Annotated in this window: 19 protein-coding genes, 1 tRNA gene and 1 pseudogene; 11 read left to right on the top strand and 10 right to left on the bottom strand. The window is 63.1% G+C overall.

The genetic code is table 11. The features are described from left to right. Positions 1-90: 90 nt before the first annotated feature. The 4 genes from VOM14_RS04255 to VOM14_RS04240 all read right to left on the bottom strand — a co-directional run bounded on the left by VOM14_RS04255 (position 91) and on the right by VOM14_RS04240 (position 5,509). A complete protein-coding gene (locus tag VOM14_RS04255; protein WP_327627507.1) occupies positions 91-3,087 on the bottom strand; it encodes a ribonucleoside-diphosphate reductase subunit alpha in 2,997 nt (998 codons plus the stop codon). 565 nt (positions 3,088-3,652) lie between these two features. Next, positions 3,653-4,249: a 1,6-anhydro-N-acetylmuramyl-L-alanine amidase AmpD gene (gene ampD / locus VOM14_RS04250; RefSeq protein ID WP_327627506.1), complete on the bottom strand. Its 597-nt coding sequence runs from the start codon at positions 4,247-4,249 to the stop codon at positions 3,653-3,655. Beyond that, positions 4,246-4,554, bottom strand: a complete 309-nt coding sequence (locus VOM14_RS04245) for a PP0621 family protein (RefSeq protein WP_327627505.1) — start codon at positions 4,552-4,554, stop codon at positions 4,246-4,248. Before VOM14_RS04245 ends, ampD begins: the two co-directional genes overlap by 4 nt. Before the next feature lie 7 nt (positions 4,555-4,561). Beyond that, on the bottom strand, positions 4,562-5,509 hold the full coding sequence (locus tag VOM14_RS04240) for a cytochrome C assembly family protein (RefSeq protein WP_327627504.1): 948 nt from the start codon (positions 5,507-5,509) through the stop codon (positions 4,562-4,564). Between the two features lie 80 nt (positions 5,510-5,589). Between VOM14_RS04240 and ffh the strand changes: the two genes are divergently transcribed. The 3 genes and pseudogenes from ffh to VOM14_RS04225 all read left to right on the top strand — a co-directional run bounded on the left by ffh (position 5,590) and on the right by VOM14_RS04225 (position 8,984). After that, on the top strand, positions 5,590-6,957 hold the full coding sequence (ffh, locus tag VOM14_RS04235) for a signal recognition particle protein (RefSeq protein ID WP_327627502.1): 1,368 nt from the start codon (positions 5,590-5,592) through the stop codon (positions 6,955-6,957). Between the two features lie 121 nt (positions 6,958-7,078). Next, positions 7,079-7,630, top strand: a complete 552-nt coding sequence (locus VOM14_RS04230; RefSeq protein ID WP_327627500.1) for a hypoxanthine-guanine phosphoribosyltransferase — start codon at positions 7,079-7,081, stop codon at positions 7,628-7,630. A 177-nt stretch (positions 7,631-7,807) separates the two neighbouring features. Beyond that, a pseudogene (locus VOM14_RS04225) lies at positions 7,808-8,984 on the top strand (IS4 family transposase). 62 nt (positions 8,985-9,046) lie between these two features. On the opposite strand, the gene VOM14_RS04220 reads toward VOM14_RS04225, so the two are convergent. Both VOM14_RS04220 and VOM14_RS04215 read right to left on the bottom strand, forming a co-directional pair. Beyond that, the gene (locus VOM14_RS04220; RefSeq protein WP_327627499.1) at positions 9,047-9,646 is read right to left on the bottom strand and encodes a MarC family protein; all 600 of its coding nucleotides are present in this window, start codon (positions 9,644-9,646) and stop codon (positions 9,047-9,049) included. Positions 9,647-9,658: 12 nt separating this feature from the next. After that, entirely contained in the window at positions 9,659-11,395 is a 1,737-nt protein-coding gene (locus VOM14_RS04215) for a proline--tRNA ligase (RefSeq protein ID WP_327627498.1), read from the bottom strand. Between the two features lie 275 nt (positions 11,396-11,670). On the opposite strand from VOM14_RS04215, the gene VOM14_RS04210 reads away from it, so the two are divergent. Further along, entirely contained in the window at positions 11,671-12,411 is a 741-nt protein-coding gene (locus VOM14_RS04210) for an RNA pyrophosphohydrolase (protein ID WP_327628101.1), read from the top strand. Positions 12,412-12,496: 85 nt separating this feature from the next. After that, positions 12,497-13,054 carry a CNP1-like family protein gene (locus VOM14_RS04205; protein ID WP_327627496.1) on the top strand — a complete coding sequence of 186 codons (558 nt, stop codon included), beginning with the start codon at positions 12,497-12,499 and terminating at the stop codon, positions 13,052-13,054. 98 nt (positions 13,055-13,152) lie between these two features. On the opposite strand, the gene proB is transcribed toward VOM14_RS04205, so the two are convergent. From proB to rplU, 4 genes are all read right to left on the bottom strand, one after another. Then, positions 13,153-14,271, bottom strand: a complete 1,119-nt coding sequence (proB, locus tag VOM14_RS04200; RefSeq protein ID WP_327627495.1) for a glutamate 5-kinase — start codon at positions 14,269-14,271, stop codon at positions 13,153-13,155. Between the two features lie 69 nt (positions 14,272-14,340). Continuing rightward, positions 14,341-15,462 (bottom strand): Obg family GTPase CgtA, encoded by a 1,122-nt coding sequence (gene cgtA, locus VOM14_RS04195; RefSeq protein WP_327627494.1) that lies wholly within the window; start codon positions 15,460-15,462, stop codon positions 14,341-14,343. Between the two features lie 223 nt (positions 15,463-15,685). After that, complete coding sequence (gene rpmA, locus VOM14_RS04190) at positions 15,686-15,949, bottom strand: 50S ribosomal protein L27 (protein WP_327627493.1); 264 nt, start codon at positions 15,947-15,949, stop codon at positions 15,686-15,688. A gap of 25 nt (positions 15,950-15,974) precedes the next feature. After that, positions 15,975-16,286, bottom strand: coding sequence for a 50S ribosomal protein L21 (rplU, locus tag VOM14_RS04185; RefSeq protein WP_007180329.1), 312 nt, complete (start codon positions 16,284-16,286; stop codon positions 15,975-15,977). A 237-nt stretch (positions 16,287-16,523) separates the two neighbouring features. On the opposite strand from rplU, the gene VOM14_RS04180 reads away from it, so the two are divergent. The 6 genes from VOM14_RS04180 to VOM14_RS04155 all read left to right on the top strand — a co-directional run bounded on the left by VOM14_RS04180 (position 16,524) and on the right by VOM14_RS04155 (position 22,790). Beyond that, a complete protein-coding gene (locus VOM14_RS04180) occupies positions 16,524-17,516 on the top strand; it encodes a polyprenyl synthetase family protein (RefSeq protein WP_327627492.1) in 993 nt (330 codons plus the stop codon). A 48-nt stretch (positions 17,517-17,564) separates the two neighbouring features. Further along, positions 17,565-17,641: transfer RNA gene (locus VOM14_RS04175), tRNA-Pro, on the top strand. A 207-nt stretch (positions 17,642-17,848) separates the two neighbouring features. Further along, positions 17,849-19,147, top strand: coding sequence for an HlyC/CorC family transporter (locus VOM14_RS04170; protein WP_327627491.1), 1,299 nt, complete (start codon positions 17,849-17,851; stop codon positions 19,145-19,147). Positions 19,148-19,290: 143 nt separating this feature from the next. Continuing rightward, positions 19,291-20,583, top strand: a complete 1,293-nt coding sequence (locus VOM14_RS04165; RefSeq protein ID WP_327627490.1) for a GspE/PulE family protein — start codon at positions 19,291-19,293, stop codon at positions 20,581-20,583. Then, complete coding sequence (locus VOM14_RS04160) at positions 20,580-21,809, top strand: type II secretion system F family protein (RefSeq protein WP_327627488.1); 1,230 nt, start codon at positions 20,580-20,582, stop codon at positions 21,807-21,809. Before VOM14_RS04165 ends, VOM14_RS04160 begins: the two co-directional genes overlap by 4 nt. Positions 21,810-21,836: 27 nt before the next feature. Continuing rightward, positions 21,837-22,790 carry a prepilin peptidase gene (locus tag VOM14_RS04155; protein ID WP_327627486.1) on the top strand — a complete coding sequence of 318 codons (954 nt, stop codon included), beginning with the start codon at positions 21,837-21,839 and terminating at the stop codon, positions 22,788-22,790. The last annotated feature ends 1 nt before the right edge of the window (position 22,791 follow it).

Genomic DNA, 22,791 nt, shown 5'->3' with positions numbered 1-22,791 from the left:
AGCGGGTTCGTCGATCGCTGCATGCGGGTGATTACCTACGACCCATCACCCACCCGTCAGCAAACAACGAACCCGCTTGCTGCTCGCCGCTTACTGGCAAGCCTCGCACTCGTCGAAGCCAGGGTCGCCCGGACGCATCATGCACACCGGACCATCCGCTTCCGGCGCTGCTTCGACTGCGACCGCCGGTGCCGCCGCTGCTGCCTGAATGCCGCCCGAGGCCGCGCCACCGCTTGCGCCGAAGCCGCCGGCCGCGCCACCTGCCGCACCGCCCGAACCTTCACCGCCGCCCGAGCTGACCGCGTTCAGCGCGCCGTGAGCGACCGTCGATTTCTCGACGTGCGTTGCCGCCATCGTGCGGAGGTAGTACGTGGTCTTCAGGCCGCGCACCCATGCGAGCTTGTAGATCTCGTCGAGCTTCTTACCCGATGCGCCGCCCATGTAGATGTTCAGCGACTGCGCCTGGTCGATCCACTTCTGACGACGCGACGCCGCTTCGACCAGCCACTTCGGATCGACTTCGAACGCGGTCGCGTAGATCGCGCGCAGGTCGGTCGGAATGCGGTCGATGCGCGAGAGCGTGCCGTCGAAGTACTTCAGGTCGGCGACCATCACTTCGTCCCACAGGCCGCGCGCCTTCAGATCGCGCACCAGGTAGTCGTTGACCACCGTGAACTCGCCCGACAGGTTCGACTTCACATACAGGTTCTGGAATGTCGGCTCGATGCAAGCCGACACGCCGATGATGTTCGAGATCGTCGCCGTCGGCGCGATGGCGACGCAGTTCGAGTTGCGCATGCCGTAGGTGGCGATGCGCGAACGCAGTTGCGTCCAGTCCATGGATTCGCTCGAATCGACTTCGACATAGCCGCCGCGCGCTTCGGCCAGCAGTTTGACCGAGTCTTGCGGGAGGATGCCGCGATCCCACAGCGAGCCGCGGTAGCTCGAGTAACGGCCGCGCTCTTCCGCCAGCTCCGTCGACGCGTAGTAAGCGTAGTAGCAGACCGCTTCCATCGACGTGTCGGCGAACGCCACCGCTTCTTCCGACGCGTACGGCGTGCGCAGCAGATGCAGGCAGTCCTGGAAGCCCATGATGCCCATGCCGACCGGACGGTGCTTCAGGTTCGAGTTACGCGCCTTGGCCACCGCGTAGTAGTTGATGTCGATCACATTGTCGAGCATGCGCATCGCGACGCTGACCGTGCGCTTGAGCTTGTCGTGATCGAGCGCGAGCGTGCCGTCGGCCTGTTCCTTCAGGTGCGCGACGAGGTTCACCGAGCCCAGGTTGCAGACGGCGATTTCGGCGTCGCTCGTGTTCAGCGTGATTTCCGTGCACAGATTCGACGAGTGGACGACGCCGACGTGTTGCTGCGGCGAACGCACATTGCACGGGTCCTTGAACGTGATCCACGGATGGCCGGTTTCGAACAGCATGCCGAGCATCTTGCGCCACAGTTGTGCAGCCGGAATCTTCTTGAACAGCTTGATCTCGCCGCGCGCGACCTTGTCTTCGTAAGCCGTGTAAGCCGCTTCGAATTCCGCGCCGAACTTGTCGTGCAGATCCGGGCAGGTGGACGGCGAGAACAGCGTCCAGTCGCCGCCTTCCATCACGCGCTTCATGAACAGGTCGGGAATCCAGTTCGCCGTGTTCATGTCGTGCGTGCGGCGACGGTCGTCACCGGTGTTCTTGCGCAGTTCGAGGAATTCCTCGATATCGAGGTGCCACGTTTCCAGGTACGCGCACACCGCGCCCTTGCGCTTGCCGCCCTGGTTCACGGCGACCGCCGTGTCGTTGACGACCTTCAGGAACGGCACGACGCCTTGCGACTTGCCATTGGTGCCCTTGATGTGCGAGCCGAGCGCCCGCACGCGCGTCCAGTCGTTGCCGAGACCGCCGGCGAACTTCGAGAGCAGCGCGTTTTCCTTCAGTGCTTCGTAGATGCCGTCGAGGTCGTCGTCGACGGTGGTCAGATAGCACGACGACAGTTGCGAGCGGCGCGTGCCCGAGTTGAACAGCGTCGGCGTGGACGACATGAAGTCGAAGCTCGACAGCACGTTGTAAAACTCGATCGCGCGCGCTTCACGGTCGATCTCGTTCAGCGACAAACCCATCGCGACACGCATAAAGAATGCCTGCGGCATTTCGATGCGCACGTTGTCGTGATGCAGGAAGTAACGGTCGTACAGCGTTTGCAGACCGAGGTAGCCGAATTGCAGGTCGCGGTTGTTGTCGAGCGCGGCGCCCAGACGCTTCAGGTCGAACTGCAGCAGCTTGTCGTCGAGCAGCTCGGCTTGCACGCCGCGCTTGATGAACTGCGGGAAGTACTCGGCATAGCGCTCGCCCATTTCGGCTTGCGTGACTTCTTCTTCGAGAATCTCGCGGCGGATCGTGTGCAGCAGGATGCGCGCGGTGACCTGGCTGTAGGCCGGATCTTTTTCGATCATCGTGCGCGCGGCGAGAATGGCCGAGTCGTAGACCTGGCTCATCGGCACGCCGTCGTACAGGTTCTTCACCGTTTCGGCGACGATCGGCTCGGCGCTCACGGCGTCGCCCAGGTTCGCGCACGCGGACTCGATGATGCCGCGCAGCGCGGCCATATCCAGCGGACGCGTCACGCCGTTGTCGGTGACGTTGAGGCCCGGCGCGCTGCCGGCCGCCTGCTCGTCATGGCCGCGCGCCTGCGTGCGCTTCTCGCGATACAGCACGTAAGCACGCGCGACGTTGTGCTCGCCGCCGCGCATCAGCGCGAGTTCGACCTGATCCTGAATGTCTTCGATGTGGAACGTGCCGCCGTTCGGACGGCTGCGCAGCAATGCGCGCACGACGTTCTGCGTCAGTTGCTCGACCAGCTCGCGCACACGCGCCGACGCCGCGCCTTGACCACCGTTGACGGCCAGAAATGCCTTCGTCACGGCGATGGCGATCTTGGACGGTTCAAACGACACCACGCTGCCATTACGACGGATCACCTTGTAGTCGGCGTAGGTCGCTTGCGGCGCGAGCCCTTGAGCGCCTTGTGCCTGGCCGAAAGACTGGCCAGTCGGTGAGCCCTCATACCGGGTCGTCACATTGTCGGTGGTTTGCATGTGCAAAGCTCCTGGTCCTGGAAATGTTTGCGGCGATTGCCGCGGATTAAAACGAACGCTGCGCCGCCGCGTGCGCATGCGAGGAGGTGCAGGAAAAAGACCGGCCGGGCCGGATGCCGGAACGCGACTGCGTTGAAGCCTGATTCGAATTGATGACGGTCTTCGTGGTAGGTGTCGCGATCATTTTTGTGGCCCCTCTTCCTGGGTGCTACCGATACTTCTGGATGCCGCCGGTTGGTCTGGACCGGCCGCCCCGCAGGAATTTTTTTGTGCTGCCCGGAATGCTTGCGGCGCCGTGCTCTGAGAGCGGGGCGCCGCGGACTTATTCACGCTTTATGCACTATTTGTGCACTCGGTTATTCACATGGTTATGCACAGGGGAACACAACATCTAGTGCACAACTCAGTTTGTGGCACCAAGTATAGTGGACTTTCAAGACAGTTCAAACGGTTTTATTTGCCTTGCACGTATTGACTTTTGGCTCGCGCGACGCGCAGCCGTCTCCCCGGAGAGCGAGGCTCCGCCTTGCTCTCCTCGCATCGGGCGAACTCGCGTGAAGGGTCGTTACGACGCGCTGGAAAACTTGAGATAGGGGAAATACCGATCCGCGAGCGACGTGTCGCGCTTAAGACGCGGCCACTCGAAATGAGGACCGGGATCGGTCTTGCGGCTAGGCGCAATGTCGGAGTGTCCCGCGAGTGCTTCGATCGGATAGCGCGCCTTCAGCGCGTTCACGAGCGCGCCGAGCGTGCAGTATTGCGCCGCCTCGAAAGCAGTGGTGTCGCTGCCTTCCAGCTCGATGCCGATCGAGAAATCATTGCAGCGCTCGCGGCCGAAAAAATTCGACGGCCCCGCGTGCCACGCGCGCTCGTTGCACGACACGAACTGTTCGAGCGCGCCGTCGCGATGAATCACAAAATGCGCGGACACGCGCACGCCGCGCAGATGCGCGTCGTAGTACGGATGCGCGTCGCAATCGAGTGTGTTCTGGAACAGTTCGGCGATCGCCGTCCCGCCGAACTCGTTGGGCGGCAGGCTGATGTTGTGAACCACGATCAACGAGGGCACCGCGCCTTGCGGCCGTGATTCGTAATTCGGCGATGGCAGTTTGCGGGCCGCTTCGACCCAACCGTCTGCGTCGACGGCGAATTCGACGCTCATCGAGCGTCGCGGCCCGTGGGGCGCGCGCCGTGCCGCTGCGCGTGCGCGGCGCTGCAGAACGTCTGACCGGCGACCATCACCGAGTCGCTCTTCGGCGCATGCACGCCGCACTCGACGCAACGGATCATCGGCTCGGCAAGCTGCGGCGGCTCGGCGGGACGCGCCGCGCCGTTTGCCCTATTTGCACCGTTGGCACTGTTCGCGGCGCCCGTGCGTTGCGCCGCGTGCGCGTCATGACGACGCAGCGCCTTCACCAGCCACTGGCCGACGACGAACAACAGGATCAGCAGAAATATTTGTCGCATGGGACGCTCACACTACAGCACGGTGCAACAGCACCTCGAAAACAAAACGGCTGCCGACGTACGCCAGCAACAACGCGACGAACGACGCCAGCACCCAGCGCAATGCGGCACGGCCGCGCCAGCCGGATACCTTGCGCGCCGTCAGGAGCGCGCCGAACATCAGCCAGGAAAGAATCGCGAACACGGTCTTGTGATCGAGCCGCAGCGCGCGGTCGACCAGTTGCTCGCTAAACAGAATGCCCGACAGAAGCGTCAACGTGAGCAGCACGAAGCCCGCGCCGATCAGACGGAACAGCAGCTTTTCGAGCGTGAGCAGCGGCGGCAGCGTGTCGAGCCAGCTGGACAGCCAGCCGTTGCCCGCCGCCGGCGCATGCCGCTGCGCGATGCCGCCGCGCATGGCATGAAGACGCCGTTCGACCAGCAGCATCAGAATGGCGTGCAGCGCCGCGATGGCGAACAGACCATAGGCAATGTTGGCAATCAGGAAGTGCAGCTTGAACATGGGCGCGGCCGAATACGGCAGCACGCGCACGCCGTTGAACGCGAGCGGCAAGAGCGACGCGACGCAGGCGAGCGGCAGGACTAGCAGACGCAGTCCGTCGAGCGGAAAGAAAAAGCTTTCAATCCAGTAGATGCCCGCGCCGAGCCAGAACATGGCGGACAGCGCGAACGCGAAGCCGAACACCATGGCGTTTTGCGGGAAGATCGTGGTGTGCAGCAGCACGCCGTGCGCGAGCAGCGCGACGAACAGCAACGCGCGGCCAGAAGAACTCATGCCCGACGCGGCGGCGCCGGCCAACCCGGCGCGCGCGTGGCCGCCCGCCGTGGCGGTTGCCGGCATGGGCGAAACGCTTTCCAGCACGGGGCGCGACGCGGCGTGCCGATGCGAGCGCCAGCCGGCCACGGCAAGTCCGCCGTAGAGGAGCGCGGTGAGGGCATACAGTACAATATCCATATTCGAAGTTTACACTAGGCCCCTGCTCCGCGACGTCTTCCACTTCGCGCCCGCCCGGGCCGCACTGTTCATCGCTCCCCATGCTCGACAATCTGACTCAACGGATGGCGCGCGTCGTCAAGACGCTGCGCGGCGAAGCCCGGCTCACCGAGGCGAACACCCAGGAAATGCTGCGCGAAGTGCGTCTCGCACTGCTCGAGGCGGACGTGGCGCTGCCCGTCGTGCGCGAGTTCATCGCGAAAGTGAAGGAAAAGGCGCTCGGCGAGGAAGTCATCAGCAGCCTGTCGCCGGGTCAGGCGCTCGTCGGCGTGGTGCAGCGCGAGCTGACCGCGGTGATCGGCGGCGACTACGAAGGCAAGGCGTCCGAGCTGAATCTCGCCGTCACGCCGCCGGCCGTCATCCTGATGGCGGGCCTGCAAGGCGCCGGTAAAACGACCACGGTCGGCAAGCTCGCCAAACTGCTGCGCGAAAAGTACCGGAAAAAAGTCCTGACCGTTTCGTGCGACGTCTACCGCCCCGCCGCTATCGCGCAGTTGAAGACGGTGACCGAGCAGGTCGGCGCGGACTTCTTCCCGTCGGAGCCCGATCAGAAACCGGTCGACATCGCGCGCGCCGCCGTCGATTGGGCGAAGCGTCACTATCACGACGTGCTGCTCGTCGACACGGCCGGCCGCCTCGGTATCGACGAAGCAATGATGCAGGAAATCACCGCGCTCCACAGCACGTTGAAGCCGGCGGAAACGCTCTTCGTCGTGGATGCGATGCTCGGCCAGGACGCGGTCAACACCGCGAAGGCGTTCAGCGACGCGCTGCCGCTCACCGGCGTGGTCCTCACCAAGCTCGACGGCGACTCGCGCGGCGGCGCGGCGCTTTCCGTGCGCCACGTCACGGGCAAGCCGATCAAGTTCGTCGGCGTCGCGGAAAAGCTCGACGGCCTCGAAGTGTTTTATCCGGATCGGATGGCGAACCGGATTCTCGGCATGGGCGACATTCTCGCGCTCGTCGAAGAAGCGCAGAAGGGTGTCGACGTCCAGGCCGCGCAGAAACTCGCCGACAAGGTCAAGAAGGGCGGCGACTTCGACCTCAACGATTTCCGCGCGCAACTGACGCAAATGAAGGGCATGGGCGGCCTGTCGTCGCTGATGGACAAGCTGCCCGCGCAGTTCCAGCAAGCCGCCGCCGGCGCCGACATGAGCCAGGCCGAAAAGCAGATGCGCCGCATGGAAGGCATCATCAATTCCATGACGCCGCTCGAACGCGCCAAGCCCGATCTGATCAAGGCCACGCGCAAGCGCCGCATCGCCGCGGGCGCGGGCGTGCAGGTGCAGGAAGTCAACCGCATGCTGAACCAGTACGACCAGATGCGCACCATGATGAAGAAGCTGAAGGGCGGCAATCTGCAAAAGATGATGCGCGGCATGAAAGGCATGTTGCCCGGCATGCGCTAAGCTTTAGCAAGACAGCGGCGCGCGGGTCTCGCACCCGAGCTGCGGCCGCCGTCCCGAAAGAGAACGGCCTTCGGGGCGTTCTCACTCACACTATGTATACAGTCACCGCCCGTCAGACGTCATGAACCGCGAAGAAGCTCTCCACATTTTCAGCCACTCCGAAGAAATCGTTTCGGCCGACGACGTCAAGGCGTCGATCAGCGGCATGGCGACCGCTATCCGCAGCGAAATGAGCGAGGACTTCCCGCTCGTGTTGTCGGTGATGGGCGGCGCGGCGGTGTTCACCGGCATGCTGTTGCCGCACCTCGATTTCCCCCTCGAGTTCGATTACATCCACCTGACCCGTTATCGCAACACCACGAAAGGCAGCAACGAGATGCAATGGCGCGTCGCGCCCGCCGAGTCGGTGAAGGATCGCGTGGTGCTGGTGCTCGACGATATCCTCGACGAAGGCGAGACGATGGCTGCGATCCGCGACCGCATTCTCGCGATGGGCGCCAAGCGCTTCCTCAGCGCCGTGCTGTGCGAGAAGATCATTCCGAAGGCGAAGCCGTTGCGTCCGGATTACTGCGGCTTCGAAGTGCCGGACCGCTATGTGTTCGGCTGCGGCATGGACGCGAAAGGCTATTGGCGCAACCTGCCGACCATTCGCGCGCTGACCGAAGGCGCTTGAGGCTGGTTGCAGTCTGGTTTGAGCTTGCCGGAAGTTGCGTCGCGCACACGGCGCACACGGCGAAAAAAACCCACGCCAATGCGTGGTAATGCCGTTCAGTTAAGCGACTGAACGGCATTTTTGTTTCCGGCGCAAAGTAGTTGTAAACGGGGCGCGGCGAGGTTAACTTGCATCGCCATGCTGGTTGATGATCTGCGCCTTCTTGTCGAATCACAGCCGCCGCTCGAATGGGGACGGCTGGGTCAGCACCTGCCGTACGAATGGATCGAGTCTGCCGTACAGGCGAGTGGCAGTGCCAGCGTTCGTCGGCGTCGACTGCCCGCGCAACAGGTCGTCTGGCTTGTGATCGCGCTCGCGCTGTACCGGCACCAGTCGATCAGCGAGGTCGTCGATGATCAAGGGATTCTCGCTGTTCGCGATGGATGGCACCACGCTGCGCACCGCCGACAGTGCCGCCAACCGCAGGCATTTCGGCGCCTCGGTCGCCGTTCATGGCCGCATTGGCAGCTATCCCCAACTGCGTGCGGTTACGCTCACCGCGCTTGCCACGCATCTGGTGCGTGATGCGGTGTTCGGGCCTTACAACATCAACGAAATGGTCTCTGCGCGCGAACTCGTTGCCCGTGTGCCGGCCCATTCCATCACCGTATTCGACAGGGGGTTCATGTCGGCCCAACTCCTGTGCAATCTGGTCTCGGGCGGTGAGAACCGGCATTACATCATCCCGGCCAAATCCAATCTTTGGTACGAGGTCGTGAGCGGGCGCGACGGTGACCAGATCGTGCGTATGCGCGTCTCACCGCAGGCCCGCACGAAGTGCCCCGAACTGCCTGAATTCTGGCAGGCGCGCGCCGTGCTCGCCGTGGATGCAAGTGGGCGGCAACGCATGCTGCTGACGTCCCTGACCGATCGAAGGCGTTTCAGGGCGGCCGACATTGTGTCGTGTTACGAGCGTCGCTGGCAGATCGAGACCAGCTACCACGAGTTCAAGCAGTCGATGCTGGGCATGGAGCTGACCCTTCGCAGCCAGACCGTGGAAGGCGTCTATCAGGAATTCTGGGGCGCCCTGATCGCCTATAACCTGATCCGCCTGGAGATGGCCAAAGCGGCGATCGACGCCGGGCACGCGCCCGATGAACTGAGCTTCACCCGCGCGTTCCACACTTTCCAGTACGAAATGACCTGGGCGGCCGTGACGCGCTCGTACGGCAAACTGCCCGCGCTGCTCAAGCGCCTGCGCGAGCGGCTCAAACAACTTCCCAATGAGAAACGGCCCGCGCGCAGTTGCGCCCGAGCCGTCAAATCGCGACCGTCCCGTTATACCGTTCGAGTCCTTAAAAGAAACCTTAACTGAACGGCATTAGGCCCACGGGCCGCTTTTTTATTGGCAATAACGCATTGGCAAAACCGCCGGCTTTACAGTTGATGCACAAACGCGCGGATTCCGCCGAGCATCATCTCCACCGAAATCGCGACGAGCACGAGTCCCATTAGCCGCTCGAACGCCATCATGGTGCGCTCGCCGAGCCACGCCTGAATGCGTTCGGCCAGCATCAGCACGACTGCGCACACGACCATCGTGACGGTCAGCGCGCCGATCCACTCGAACATTTTGCCTGGCGCCTGCGACGTCAGCAGCATCACCGTGGCGAGTGCCGACGGTCCGGCCAGCGCCGGAATAGCGAGCGGCACGATCAGCGGCTCGCCGCCGCGCGTGTCGCCGCCGAACGGGCCATCCGGATGCGGAAACACCATGCGCAGCGCGATCAGAAACAACACGATTCCGCCGCCGATGCGCAATGACTGGTCGGTGAGACTCATCATGCGCAGAAACGCGTCGCCGACCACCATGAACACCAGCAGGATCGCAAAGGCGATCGCGACCTCGCGCAGAATCACGGCGGTGCGCCGCTCGGGCGACACACCGCGCAGACAACTGATGAAGAGCGGAATGTTGCCGAGCGGATCGGTGATCAGAATCAGCAGGATGGTCGCGGACAGGAAGGTGTACTCCACCGTCCGCCCCGCTTAGCGCGCCAGCGCCGCGTGGACTTTCGCGATCACCGTTTGCGCGGCGTCTTCGACCGGCAGCAAGGTCGCCTCGGCGTCGCGGCGACCTTGATATTCGAGCTTGCCGTCTTTCAGCCCGCGGTCGCCGATCACGAGACGATGCGGCACGCCGATCAGCTCCCAGTCGGCGAACATCACGCCGGGGCGCTCGCCGCGATCGTCGAGAATCACGTCGATGCCCGCTTCGACCAGCTCCGCGTGCAGCTTGTCGGCCTGTTCGCGCACGGCTTCGCTGCGGTCATAGCCCATCGGGCACAGCACGACTTCGAACGGCGCAATCGATTCCGGCCAGATGATCCCCTTCTCGTCGAAATTCTGTTCGATCGCGGCGCCCAGAATCCGCGTGACGCCGATGCCGTAGCAGCCCATTTCCATGGGCTGGGGCTTGCCGGTTTCGTCGAGGCAGGTTGCGTTCATCGCTTCGGAATACTTGGTGCCGAGCTGAAACACATGTCCGACTTCGATGCCGCGGCAAATGTCGATTTCGCCCTTGCCGTCCGGCGACGGGTCGCCCTTCCTCACATTGCGGATATCCGCGACAACCGGTTCCGGCAGATCGCGGCCCCAGTTCACGCCAGTGGTGTGGTAGTCCAATTCGTTCGAGCCGACCACGAAGTCGCTCATGTTCGCGACCGTGCGGTCCGCGACGACTTTGACCGGCTTCTTCGTGTTCAGCGGGCCGAGATAGCCCGGCGGCGTGCCGAAGGTTTCGATGATTTCCGCCTCGGTCGCCATGCGGAAGTCGGCGAGGCCCGGCAGCTTGCTCGCCTTGATCTCGTTCAGATCGTGATCGCCGCGCAGCATCAGCAACCAGATGGTCGGCTCGACGCCTTCGTTTTCGCTTGCGAGCACGATCGACTTGATGGTTCGCTCGAGTGGAATATTCAGGAATTCGGCCACGGCCTCGCACTTCGCCTTGCCGGGCGTGGCCGTCTTTTTCAGGTCCTCGGCCGGAGCCGCGCGCTCGGCGTACAGCGGCAGCGCTTCGGCCGCTTCGACGTTTGCGGCGAATTCCGAGGTCGGGCAATAGGCGATGGCGTCCTCGCCGGTTTCGGCGATCACATGGAACTCATGCGAGCCGCTGCCGCCGATCGAACCGTTGTCTGCCGCCACCGCGCGGAAATCGAGGCCGAGGCGCGTGAAAATGCGCACGTACGCGTCATACATCTTGCGATACGTCTCGCGCAGGCCCGCCGCGTCTTTATCGAACGAGTACGCGTCTTTCATGATGAACTCGCGGCCGCGCATCACGCCGAAACGCGGGCGGATTTCGTCGCGAAACTTCGTCTGGATCTGATAGAAGTTCACCGGCAACTGACGGTAGCTTTTGATCTGATTGCGCGCGATGTCCGTCACCACTTCTTCGTGGGTCGGTCCGATCACGAAATCGGACTGTTTGCGGTCCTTGAAACGCAGCAACTCGGGGCCGTATTTCTCCCAGCGGCCCGACTCCTGCCACAACTCGGCCGGCTGCACGGCCGGCATCAGCAATTCGATCGCGTCCGCCCGGTTCATTTCCTCGCGCACGATGGCTTCCACCTTGCGGATCGAACGCAGGCCGATCGGCAGATAGTTATAAATGCCGCCGGCGACGCGGCGGATCATGCCGGCACGCACCATGAGCTTGTGGCTGACGATTTCGGCGTCTGCCGGAGCTTCTTTCAGGGTACCGATAAAGAAACGGGAAGCTTTCATTCAGATTTTCCAAAAGCGGCGGCTCGCGAGGGACCGCCCGACAAGGTGAAAACGGGGGAAGTTCGCTACAGATGCGGCACCGGCAAAAGTCCGCCGCCGAGGCGCCGAAGCCGCCGCGCAAAGCCTTGCACAAGGGATCAGGCACGGGAAGGCTGACAGGCCGCCGCGAACACAGGCCTTTTGCGGCGAATCGTTCCATTCTGGTGCGAATCGGTGCGTCAGGTCCGTTATCTGTTTATAATCAAAGCAATTTTAAAGGATTCGAAGGTGGTTGTATGCTGGATCGTGAAGGCTTTCGCCCGAACGTCGGCATCATCCTCTTGAACGCGCACAACGAGGTGTTTTGGGGCAAACGGCTCCGTGAACATTCCTGGCAGTTTCCGCAAGGGGGCATCAAGTACGGAGAGACCCCCGTGCAAGCGATGTATCGGGAGTTACACGAAGAAACCGGTCTGCTTCCTGAGCACGTCAAGGTGATTGGTCGCACGCGCGACTGGTTGCGTTATGAGGTGCCTGACAAGTTCATCAAGCGCGAGGTACGCGGTCATTACCGCGGCCAGAAACAAATCTGGTTTTTGCTTCGAATGGTTGGACGCGATTGCGACATCTGCTTGCGCGCCACCGACCACCCGGAGTTCGATGCCTGGCGTTGGAACGAGTACTGGGTGCCGCTCGACTGTGTGATCGAGTTCAAGCGGGATGTGTATCAGTTGGCGCTGACGGAACTATCCCGTTTCATGCGCCGGACTGCGCCGCGTGCGGAAAAACCCGGCGGGCACCATGGGCCGCGTTATCCCCGGATAGCGTCGTCAATGGAGAATCCGCCGGATTCCACGATAATGTCGGTGACTTCGGTAACCACCGTCAGAATCGAAACTTCGGTTCACACAACAAGCGCGTCCGATTGCGGCGGCAACGCCGGCTCCGGAAACGAGGCCGGCGCGGCATCGGAACTCGAAGACGAATCGGCTCATCGAGCCGCCGCCTCGATGCTCCGCCACGGCACGCGCAATTAGTCATTCTGTGCGGCTATCCATGTCGCCTGTGCGGGCGCGGCTCCTGAAACCCTGGGAGCCGCGCCCGTTTTTCAAGGAATTCATATTGAAAGCACTTGCTCTCGTCGTGGCGTGCGTCGCCACGAGCGCCCTGCTGGCTGGCTGTTCGAGCGCCGGTAAACCAACCAACAAGGACGACAGCGAGTTTGCCTACCTGCTCGACCGGCCGAGCAATTGGGTGGAAAACAAGGTCGACACCTTGCCGCCGCTTCCGCAAGAATCGAATCTGTTGCCGTTCGAGGTGTCGGGCAACACGCCCTTGCAGTTCGCGATCGATCGCAACTCCCTGACTGTGGGTTCGGACGGCGTGGTGCGCTACACCGTGGTCGTGACGAGCCCGAGCGGCGCGCACAATGTGAACTACGAAGGCATCCGCTGCGACACGTATGAATGGCGCCTGTATGCCGGCCTGAACGCGGACCACGACGGTTGGGACCGGACAGTTGCGAACGACTTCACGCGCATAGAGAACGGCGCGCTGAACGCGTATCACGCGGTGCTGTACCAGGATTATCTGTGCGCGAACAAACTGCCTACGGGCAGCGCCAAGTCGATCGTTGAGAACATCCGCTATAAGCGCACGGCGGCGTCCCTCGTTCATTGAGTTTTTGACGACGCACTAAACAAAAAGCCGCTCCAGCAATAACTGGAACGGCTTTTTTTACGTACCGCCGAGGTGCTATGCGCGAGCCGGTTGGTCGATCAAACCAGCACCAGGTTGTCGCGATGAATCAGTTCGGGTTCCAGCATATAGCCGAGCACTGATTCGATTTCGCCGCTAGGACGCCGCTGGATCAGCTTGGTCTCCGCGCTGCTGTAATTGGTGAGGCCGCGCGCCACTTCCCTTCCCACGCCATTGAGGCACGCGATCACCTCGCCGCGAGCAAACGCGCCCTGCACGCCCACGATGCCGATAGGCAGCAAGCTCTTGCCGCCTTCGGTCAGTTTCTGGACTGCGCCGTCGTCGATCACGACATGGCCACGCACCTGCAAGTGGTCGGCCATCCATTGCTTGCGCGCCGCCATACGCGCGGTGCGGGCGATCAGTTGCGTGCCGATCGCTTCCCCGGACGCCAACCGCGACAATACGTCCGCTTCGCGCCCGCTTGCGATCACCGTGTTCGCGCCACTATGCGCCGCGCGCTTGGCGGCGAGAATCTTGGTCAGCATGCCGCCGCGGCCCAGGCTCGAACCCGCGCCGCCAGCCATGGCTTCCAGGTCCGGCGCGCCGGCATCGGCCTGCTGGACCAAGGTAGCATTCGGATCTTTCCGCGGATCGGCGGTGAAAAGCCCTTGCTGATCGGTGAGGATGACAAGCGCGTCGCCCTCGATCAGGTTTGCGACCAGCGCGCCCAGCGTGTCGTTATCGCCGAACTTGATCTCGTCGGTCACGACCGTGTCGTTCTCGTTGATGATGGGGACCACGCCAAGCCGCAACAGTGTGAGCAACGTGGAGCGCGCATTCAGATAGCGCTCGCGGTCGGCCAGGTCGGCGTGGGTCAGCAGAATTTGCGCGGTTTGAATCGAATGCTCGGCGAAGCGGCTTTCGTACACCTGGGCGAGGCCCATTTGACCGACGGCCGCTGCCGCCTGCAACTCGTCGATCTCACGCGGCCGTTTGGTCCAACCGAGCCGCTGCATGCCTTCCGCGATGGCGCCCGAACTCACAAGCACCACTTCCTTGCCTTGCGCGCGCAGAGCGGCAATCTGCGCCGCCCAGCGGCCGATGGCAGCATGATCGAGGCCGCGCCCGTCGTTCGTAACAAGGCTCGAGCCGACTTTCACTACCAACCGCCGTGAATCTGCGATGACGGAACGCATTGTGCGCAGCCTCCCAAGATAACGCCTGACGCTCGCCGGCAGCCGCCCACGGCCCGGCGCCCGAATTGTTTAGTCGCGCGGACCGCCACTGGATTCGTCTGCGACGGACGGTGCTTCCGGCTTGTCGCGAAAACGCACGTCGGCGGCGAGATCTTCGGCTTCGGCCGCGCGCTGCGCGTCCGAGTGCGCGGCGATGTAGTCGAACACGGCGTAGCAGAGATTCTCGCAACCCTGGCCGGTCAACGCCGAAATTTCGAAAACCGGGCCGTCCCAGCCAAAGCCTTCGAGGAATGCCGACACGCGTGCTTCACGCTCGTCCTCAGGCACCATGTCCAGCTTGTTAAGCACGAGCCAGCGCGGCTTCTGATACAACTGGTCGTCGTACTTGCGCAGTTCGTTGACAATCGCCTTGGCTTCCGCGACCGGATCGACCGATTCGTCAAACGGCGCGAGGTCGACGATATGCAGCAGCAACCCGGTGCGCTGCAAGTGGCGCAGGAACTGGTGGCCGAGCCCCGCGCCTTCTGCCGCGCCTTCGATCAGGCCCGGAATGTCCGCGATCACAAAGCTGCGGCTCGGTCCGACTCGCACCACGCCGAGATTCGGCGCGAGCGTGGTGAACGGATAGTCGGCGATTTTCGGCTTCGCGTTCGATACCGACGAGATAAAAGTCGACTTGCCCGCGTTCGGCATGCCGAGCAAACCGACGTCGGCCAGCACCTTCAGTTCGAGGCGCACCATGCGGCGCTCGCCCGGCTTGCCGTCGGTCTTCTGACGCGGCGCGCGGTTGGTGCTGGATTTGAAATGCAGATTGCCGAGACCGCCTGCCCCGCCTTCCGCGATTTGCACGCTCTGATTGTGCTCGGTCAGATCGGCGATCAACTCGCCGGTTTCCATGTCGGTGATGGTGGTGCCGACGGGCATGCGCAACGTGATATCGTCGCCGCCCTTGCCGTAGCAGTCCGCGCCACGGCCATTCTCGCCGTTTCGCGCCAGATGTTTTTTCGCGTAGCGATAGTCGATCAGCGTGTTGATGTTGCGGTCCGCGACCGCGATCACGCTGCCGCCCCGCCCGCCGTCGCCGCCATCCGGGCCGCCGAACGGAACGAACTTCTCGCGGCGCATCGACGCGCTGCCATCCCCTCCGTCGCCGGCGATGACTTCAATCCTCGCTTCGTCAATGAACTTCATGCGTAACTCCGTCCCGTGGTGTACTGCCTGATGGTGCTGCCAGATTTAATGCAAATAAATACGACTGAATGCTGCTATTTTGCCGCGCCCGCCACCTGCCGATCAATCGACTGAACGGCATAGGGCGGCACCGGAATTCTGGTGCCGGCGGCTGCTGCAATAAAAAAAGCCCCGCTAACTTCGCGGGGCCTTTTCCGGTCCTGAAGCCCGTGCCTGAGCGAACTCAGACTGCTGCCGGGACGACGCTGACCGTATGCTTCTTTGCGGCGCCTTTCGTCGAGAACTGAACGTGACCGTCCGCCAGCGCGAACAAGGTGTGATCCTTGCCGATGCCGACGTTCTCGCCAGCGTGCATGCGCGTGCCACGTTGACGAACGATGATGCCGCCGGCGTTGATAGCCTGACCGCCGTACACTTTCACGCCAAGTCGCTTCGACTCGGAGTCGCGGCCGTTCCGGGACGATCCGCCTGCCTTTTTGTGTGCCATTTGATTTGCTCCTTAACCGGTGCGCTTACGCGTTGATCGCGTCGATGCGCAGTTCGGTATAGTTCTGGCGGTGGCCGCCATGCTTCTGGTAGTGCTTCCGGCGACGCATCTTGAAGATGGTCACTTTTGCGTGACGACCTTGCGACACGACGGTAGCCTTGACGGAAGCCCCACTGACCAGCGGCGTACCGAACTTAATCGATTCGCCTTCGCCCACTGCGAGAACCTGGTCGAGCGTGATTTCAGCGTCAATGTCTGCCGGTATCTGTTCTACTTTAAGTTTTTCGCCGACAGCAACTTTATACTGCTTGCCACCGGTTTTTATGACCGCGTACATTGAGAACCTCACTCTGTGTTCATTTTTTCCACGCACCGCGCGCGGAAACCTGTGATTATACATAGAGTTAGCTGCTCGGTCAAAACACTTGAGAGCCGCCTCGCGTTCCGCGCGGGCAACGCGCAGCCCGGCGCAAAGCGCCGCTTGGCGGCGACTTCGAGCGCGCCGCGCGGCAGTGCGCGACCGGAACAACCGCGATTCGCCTTATAATTCGCGGCACTACCCAATTCAGCCATCATGTCGTCGACTGCCACCCCCTCCTCCAACGCCACCAGCCTGCTTGCTCCGATTGCCGGAGACATGCAGCAGGTCAATCGCGTCATCCGGCACCGTCTTGCGTCCGAGGTGATGCTGATCAACCAGATTTCCGAGTACATCATCAGCGCCGGCGGCAAGCGGCTGCGGCCCGCGCTGCTCCTGCTGGTGGCGGGCGCGCTCGGAGAAACCACGGGGCACCGGCACGAACTGGCGGCAGTCGTGGAATTCATTCACACGGCAACGCTGCTGCACGACGACGTGGTCGACGAATCCGATCTGCGGCGCGGCCGCCAGACCGCCAACGCACTGTTCGGCAACGCGGCGAGCGTGCTGGTCGGCGATTTTCTCTATTCGCGCTCGTTCCAGATGATGGTCGGCGTGGGCAAGATGCGCGTGATGGAAATTCTGTCGGAAGCGACCAACATCATTTCCGAAGGCGAGGTGCTGCAACTGCTGAACATGCACGACGCCGACGTCGACGAAGCCCGCTACATGCAGGTGATTCGCTACAAGACGGCCAAGCTGTTCGAGGCCGCGGCCCAGCTCGGCGCGGTGCTGGCCGGCGCGGACGCCCGCACGGAAGCGGCCGCCGCGGAATTCGGCCGGCGTATCGGCACCGCCTTCCAGATCATGGACGACTGGCTCGACTACACGGGCACGGCCGAGTCGATGGGTAAAAATGCTGGCGACGATCTGCGTGAAGGCAAGCCCACGCTGCCGCTCATCTATCTGATCGAGCGCGGCACGCCAGAACAGTCGGCGCTCGCCCGCGAGGCCATCGAACAAGGCGGCACGGACCGTTTCGACACGATTTTCGAAGCAATCACGCGTTCCGGCGCGCTTGATCACACGCTCGAATGTGCGAAACAGGAAGCTCAAGCGGCCGCAGCAGCAATTTCTTCGTTTCCCGATTCCATTTACAAAGAAAGCCTGCTAGAATTATGTTCTTACTCGACGGCGAGACAGTCTTAAACAAGACCGAAACGCTGGCTTAGTCTGAATCGAGTCCGCAGTACAAATCGGGGTGTAGCTTAGCCTGGTAGAGCGCTACGTTCGGGACGTAGAGGCCGGAGGTTCGAATCCTCTCACCCCGACCAGATTCGCCTTGTTAGTTCGAGGCTCAAAAAACCGCCGCAGCGTGCTCGGCGGTTTTTTGTTTTTGCGGCGCATTTTTCGTCGGCGCCTTTCGCGCCGATGTGCAGTTCGAGCCCCAGGACGCCTGCTGTGGCACTCCATACGGGCGGCTTGCGCGGCCCCCTCTGCTATATTCTCTCCATCCTCCTTCCCTCTTTCCTTCACGACGCGTGGAACAACTTCCCTTATGGGCGCAGATTGGCGCCGTCTTCCTGCTGCTGATCTGCTCGAGCTTCTTCTCGATTTCCGAAACGGCGATGATGGCGCTCAACCGCCATCGCCTGAAACATCTTGCCAGCAAGAACGCGCTCGGCGCGAAGACCACTCAGGGTCTACTGGCGCACACCGATCAACTGCTGAGCGTCGTGCTGATCGGCAACAATCTGTTCAACACCATTATTCCGGTGCTGACCACGTCGATCGCGTTGCACACGTTCGGCCGCAACAACCTGGTGTTGTCGGTCGCAACCGGTATCGTCGCGTTCCTGATCATCGTCTTTGCCGAGATCACGCCGAAAATTGTCGGCGCGACCTTCCCTGAAAAGATCGCGCTGCCGGCCAGCCTGCTGATCGCGCCGATGATGCGCGCCGCCAGGCCGCTCGTCTGGTTCGTCAACCTCTTCGCCACCGGCATCTTGCGTGTGCTGCATATCAACACGAAGGGCGCGCGCGACCAGCGGCTTTCCATGGAGGAGTTGCGCACCATCGTGCTGGAGTCCGGCAGCTTCATGCCGACCAAGCACCGCAGTATTCTGCTGAACCTGTTCGACCTCGAAAATATTTCCGTCGACGACGTGATGATCCCGCGCCGCCGCATCGAGGCGCTCGACTACGACGCGCCGTTCGAACAGATCCTGCATCAACTCGAAACCTGCTATCACAACAAGCTGATTGTCTGTCAGGGCGACATCGACCGCGTGCTCGGCGTGCTCCACGTGCGCAAGACACTCGCCGCTCTGCACAACCAGGAACTGGAGCGCGAGACGCTGCGCGAACTGCTCACCGAGCCTTACTTCGTGCCGAGCGGCACGCCGGTGTTCCAGCAGCTTCAATACTTCCAGGAGAGCCGCCATCGCATCGCGCTCGTCGTCAACGAATACGGCGAAGTGCAAGGGCTCGTCACGCCGGAAGACATTATCGAGGAACTGATCGGCGAATTCACCACGTCGATCCCGCGTAGCGCCAATTCGCGCGGCGGCTGGAACGAGCATGGCGAGTGCATCGTCGCGGGCAGCATGCCGCTGCGCGAGTTGAACCGCTGGCTGCAGATCGCGCTGCCCACGGACGGCCCGAAAACGCTCAACGGCCTCATTCTCGAAATTCTCGAAGACATTCCGGACGGCGACGTGTGCGTGCAGATCCGCGACGTCAAGCTCGAGGTGATGCGCAGCGACGATCAGGCCATTCGCACGGTCAAGCTGTTCAAGCCGCCATTGCGCGCAAAAACCGGCAAGGCGTTGCTCGGTTAGAAGCCGTTCGTCACACCTGCACGCGCAGCATCGCACAGTCAAATGGCGCGTGCCATTAGCCGAATGGCCGAGTGGCAGTAGGCACCTGTCTTGCCGGAAGATGACGCCGTCGTGTTCTACAGGCGGCTCATCACCGGCATTTCATGCAAGCTTCTTTTCAACCTGCGGCGCTGCCGCGGCCTCAGCCTCCCGATCCCGAAAACACGGCTCGTGGCGCGTCGAACGCGTTCATCGCCGAGCCCCGTGCGGCAGCGCTAAACGATCCCGACAACGCCCCCGCCGTGCGTCTTTTGACCGACACGTTGCGGGAAGCGACGCGCCGAAATGCGTCGGACCTGCACATCGAGCCGGCGGAGCACGGCTGGCGTGTGCGCTTGCGCATCGACGGCGTTCTGCATGAACTCGCGCCGCCGCCGGCGCACCTGCGCGACGCGTTCATTACCCGTGTGAAGGTGCTCGCGCGCATGGACATCGCCGAGCGGCGCGTGCCGCAGGACGGCCGGCTGCGAATCGCGACCTCGCCCGGACGGCTCGAAGACTACCGCGTCAACTCGCTGCCGACGCTATTCGGAGAAAAGCTCGTGTTGCGCAGGCTCGACGCGCTTCCAGCGGATCTTTCGCTCGACTCGCTCGGGCTCGACGCGCGGCAGCGCGAAACCGTCGATGCCGCGATCCGCGCGCCGCATGGCCTCGTGCTCGTCACGGGGCCGACTGGCAGCGGCAAGACGCTGTCGCTGTACTGCTTCCTGAATCTGCTCAATAGCGAGGCGCGCAATCTGTGTTCCGTCGAGGACCCAGCGGAGATCCAGTTGGCGGGCATCAATCAGGTGAGCGTGCGCGAAAAGGCTGGTCTGACTTTCGCGGTGGCGTTGCGCGCGTTTCTGCGCCAGGACCCGGACGTGATCATGGTGGGCGAAATACGCGATGAGGAGACCGCCGACGTCGCCGTGAAAGCCGCGCAAACCGGCCACCTGGTTCTCTCCACCTTGCATACGAACGACGCGCCCGCTGCGGTGGCGCGTCTGATCGACATCGGCGTGGCGCCCTACAACCTCGCGGCCGCACTGCGCATGGTGACTGCGCAGCGACTGGTGCGGCGGCTGTGCACGGCGTGCCGCGCGCCCGCGCCGCTCTCGGCGGCGGCGCTTCGAGCCGCGGGCTTCGCCGGGAATCAGATCGACGGCTGCGCACCGTATTCGGCGACTGGCTGCGCGGCTTGCCATGGCATCGGGTATCGGGGGCGCATCGGCGTTCACCAAGTCATGCCTGTGTCGGACGCGATGCGTGAGCTGATCGTCGCACGCGCGGGCACCCACGAACTCGCGCGACAGGCGCACAGCGAACACGTCGGCACGCTGCGCGAGGCCGCGTTGGCGTTGGTGCGCGACGGCACGACGAGTCTCGCCGAAGCGCTCGCGGCCACGGAGGTCGCATGAGCACGCCGGCCACAATCCGCGCTGCCCCAACTGATACGCGCTTCCGCTGGCGCGGCGTCGATGCGGACGGCACGCGCAAACAGGGCGCTCTGATCGCGCCGGACGCCGGCACCGCGCGGGCGCGGCTCAAACGCGACAATCTGTTCGTGTCCGAACTCACGGCGCACGGACCGGCGCCGCGCCCTAAAACTCACACCGCCGATGTCACGCTGTTCACGCGTCAACTCTCAAGCCTGCTGCGCGCCGGCTTGCCGCTCGCGCCCGCGCTGGAGTTGCTGGCGCAAGCGCTAGGCTCACGCCGTCAGGGCATGCCGCGGATCGTCGGTGCACTGGCGCGCGACATCACGAGCGGCTTGCGGTTTTCCGCGGCGTTGCAACGGCATCCCGCGCAATTCAACGCGTTGTATTGTCAGCTCGTGGAAGTCGGCGAGGCCGCCGGCGCGCTCCCCGCGGTTCTCGCGCGAATCGCCGACGACCGCGAACGCGCCGCCGCCCAGCGCGCGAAAGTACGCGCGGCATTGACCTATCCGGTCGCGATTCTTCTGCTTGCACTGGCCATCACCGGGGCATTGCTCGTGTGGGTCGTGCCGACTTTCAAACAGATCTTCGAGGGCTTCGGCGCCCGTTTGCCCGCACCGACTCAGTTCGTGCTGGCGCTATCGTCCGGTGCGGCGACATGGAGCATCCCAGCCGTCGGCGCGATCGTTTCGGCATGTTCGGCGCTGACGTTTCTCCTGCGACGTTCCGAAGCAGCGCGCATCCGCTTCGCGCGTTTGTCGCTGAAAATGCCGGTCGCCGGTCCGCTGCTCGTCACGCTTTGCGCGGCGCGCTGGAGCCGCGCGCTCGGCACGTTGCTGTCGGCCGGCACGCCGCTCGCCGACGCGTTCGATTCCCTGACTCATGCCACCGGCAACGCGTTCTTCGACCGCGCCACCGTGGATATCGCGGCGCGGCTTCGGCGCGGCGAACGGCTCGCGGCTGCCATGCGCGCGGCACGCTGCTTCCCGCCCGAAGTCGTGCAGCCGGTCGCGGTTGCCGAGGAGTCCGGAGCAATCGACACCATGCTTCTCGACGTGGCCTCGCTCGCCGATCGACAGGTAGACGAAAAAATCGGCACATTGTCGAGTCTGTGCGAACCGCTCGTCATCGTCGTGCTGGGCGCGCTGGTCGGCGGCCTTGTCATCGCGATGTATCTTCCCATCATTCAACTCGGCAACGTGGTGTAGCATCGCAGCCGAATCCACCGTTTATCTATGCAGGCAACTCCTTCACTCGTGTCAGAAACCTCCTCCAGCCTGCTCTCGGGCCCGTTTTCGACTCTGCTGACCGGCCACTTCGCGAGCGGGCTCGGCGAGCAGTTCGGCAGCTTGCCCCCCGCCTTGCAGTTCGGGCTGGCGATTGTGTTCGGCCTCGTAGTCGGCAGTTTCCTGAACGTGGTCGTGCATCGGCTGCCGATCATGCTCGAACGTGCATGGCGCGAGGAAGTCAGCGAAGCGACCGACCAGCCTCTCGAAGAAGACGGTCTGCCGGCACGCTACAACCTTTGGGTGCCGCGCAGCGCGTGTCCTCATTGCGGGCACGTGCTGCATGCGTGGGAAAACCTGCCGGTGCTGAGCTATGTACTGCTGCGCGGCCGCTGTTCGGCATGCAAGACTCGCGTGAGCCTGCGTTATCCGCTACTGGAAATCGCAAGCGCGGCGCTCGCCGCAGGCGCGCTGGCGCTTTTTGGGCCGACGCCCACCGCGCTTGCCGCGTTCGGACTGTGCGCGGCCCTCGTCGCGATGAGCGCGATCGACATCGACACACACCTGCTGCCCGACTCCATGACGCTGCCGCTTTTGTGGGCGGGCATCATCGTCAACTTCAACGGCATGTTCGCGAGCCTTCGCGATGCCGTGCTCGGCGCCATCTTTGGCTATCTCGTGCTCTGGGCCGTGCATTGGCTGTTCCGGCTCGTGCGCGGCATCGACGGCATGGGTTACGGCGACTTCAAACTGCTCGCGGCGCTCGGCGCATGGCTCGGCTGGCTCGCGCTTCCGCAGATCGTGGTGATCGCGGCAGTGGCGGGCGCGGTCGTCGGTCTCCTGGCGACGTGGCGCGGCCGCATGCGTTTCGAAGAGCCGCTGCCGTTCGGGCCGTTTCTCGCGGCAGCCGGCGTCCTCACCTTGTTTCTCGGCACACCGCTTTACCTGGCTTTGGGAGGCTGAA

The sequence above is a fragment of the Paraburkholderia sp. MPAMCS5 genome (assembly GCF_036016995.1).
Classification (GTDB): Bacteria; Pseudomonadota; Gammaproteobacteria; order Burkholderiales; family Burkholderiaceae; genus Paraburkholderia.
Note: the sequence above shows the minus strand (reverse complement) of the source record. Positions and strands in the feature narration are given on the sequence as shown.

Bases quoted from the DNA above. Each gene is read 5' to 3' on its own strand.
- VOM14_RS04255 (WP_327627507.1), bottom strand. From the start codon at position 3,087: ATGCAAACCACCGACAATGTGACGACCCGGTATGAGGGCTCACCGACT.
- ampD (WP_327627506.1), bottom strand. From the start codon at position 4,249: ATGAGCGTCGAATTCGCCGTCGACGCAGACGGTTGGGTCGAAGCGGCC.
- VOM14_RS04245 (WP_327627505.1), bottom strand. From the start codon at position 4,554: ATGCGACAAATATTTCTGCTGATCCTGTTGTTCGTCGTCGGCCAGTGG.
- VOM14_RS04240 (WP_327627504.1), bottom strand. From the start codon at position 5,509: ATGGATATTGTACTGTATGCCCTCACCGCGCTCCTCTACGGCGGACTT.
- ffh (WP_327627502.1), top strand. From the start codon at position 5,590: ATGCTCGACAATCTGACTCAACGGATGGCGCGCGTCGTCAAGACGCTG.
- VOM14_RS04230 (WP_327627500.1), top strand. From the start codon at position 7,079: ATGAACCGCGAAGAAGCTCTCCACATTTTCAGCCACTCCGAAGAAATC.
- VOM14_RS04215 (WP_327627498.1), bottom strand. From the start codon at position 11,395: ATGAAAGCTTCCCGTTTCTTTATCGGTACCCTGAAAGAAGCTCCGGCA.
- VOM14_RS04210 (WP_327628101.1), top strand. From the start codon at position 11,671: ATGCTGGATCGTGAAGGCTTTCGCCCGAACGTCGGCATCATCCTCTTG.
- proB (WP_327627495.1), bottom strand. From the start codon at position 14,271: ATGCGTTCCGTCATCGCAGATTCACGGCGGTTGGTAGTGAAAGTCGGC.
- cgtA (WP_327627494.1), bottom strand. From the start codon at position 15,462: ATGAAGTTCATTGACGAAGCGAGGATTGAAGTCATCGCCGGCGACGGA.
- rpmA (WP_327627493.1), bottom strand. From the start codon at position 15,949: ATGGCACACAAAAAGGCAGGCGGATCGTCCCGGAACGGCCGCGACTCC.
- rplU (WP_007180329.1), bottom strand. From the start codon at position 16,286: ATGTACGCGGTCATAAAAACCGGTGGCAAGCAGTATAAAGTTGCTGTC.
- VOM14_RS04180 (WP_327627492.1), top strand. From the start codon at position 16,524: ATGTCGTCGACTGCCACCCCCTCCTCCAACGCCACCAGCCTGCTTGCT.
- VOM14_RS04165 (WP_327627490.1), top strand. From the start codon at position 19,291: ATGCAAGCTTCTTTTCAACCTGCGGCGCTGCCGCGGCCTCAGCCTCCC.
- VOM14_RS04160 (WP_327627488.1), top strand. From the start codon at position 20,580: ATGAGCACGCCGGCCACAATCCGCGCTGCCCCAACTGATACGCGCTTC.
- VOM14_RS04155 (WP_327627486.1), top strand. From the start codon at position 21,837: ATGCAGGCAACTCCTTCACTCGTGTCAGAAACCTCCTCCAGCCTGCTC.